Below are 698 nucleotides of genomic sequence, written 5' to 3' on the forward strand. Positions count from 1 at the left end.
CGCTGAATTTGACTTGGGTGCGGTGCAGTCGTCGCTGTTTACCAGTGCGGTTTTGCTGGGGTTTGTTCTGGGCACCTTGGTCAGTGCCTTTTTCGGCCTGGCCGACCGGGTTGAACCGCGCCGTTTCTGGGCGGTATCGGCCCTTGTCGCGGCAACCGCGAACCTTCTGATTCTAACCGTGCCGATTGACGGGATCGTGGTCATTGTGCTGCGCTTGATCACCGGTATATGCATGGCGGGGATTTATCCGATCGGCATGAAGATGGTGGCGACATGGTCGCGCGGTGATACCGGGTTTTTGATCGGGCTTTTGGTTGGGGCGTTGACCATGGGATCGGCGCTGCCGCATCTGTTTGTCGTCGCCGTGCCCCTTGATTGGCGGCTGGTGATCATTGCGGCCAGTGTGTCAGCTTATTTTTCCGGGGTTGTGATCCTGTTCGTCAAACTGGGCGGGGCACCGGGACGATCCCCGCGCTTTGATCCGCGTATGGTTGGGAAAATCTGGTCGAACAAGGCCTTGCGCCATGCGTGTTATGGCTATTTCGGGCATATGTGGGAACTTTATGCCATGTGGGGCTGGATCGGGCTGTTCCTGTATGGGGCGCTATCGGCGCGCGCGCATGAAAACCCCGGTGTTTGGGCGGCCCTTTTGACCTTTGCCATTGTCGGGGTTGGGGCCTTTGGATCCTTGATCGGCG

Annotated in this window: 1 protein-coding gene; it reads left to right on the plus strand. The window is 58.6% G+C overall.

The window, feature by feature from the left end; all coding sequences use genetic code 11:
- A partial coding sequence (locus tag ACN0TS_RS19060; protein WP_417260888.1) for an MFS transporter occupies positions 1-698 on the plus strand: 698 nt, incomplete at both ends.

It is taken from the genome of Celeribacter sp. (assembly GCF_048266405.1).
GTDB lineage: Bacteria > Pseudomonadota > Alphaproteobacteria > Rhodobacterales > Rhodobacteraceae > Celeribacter.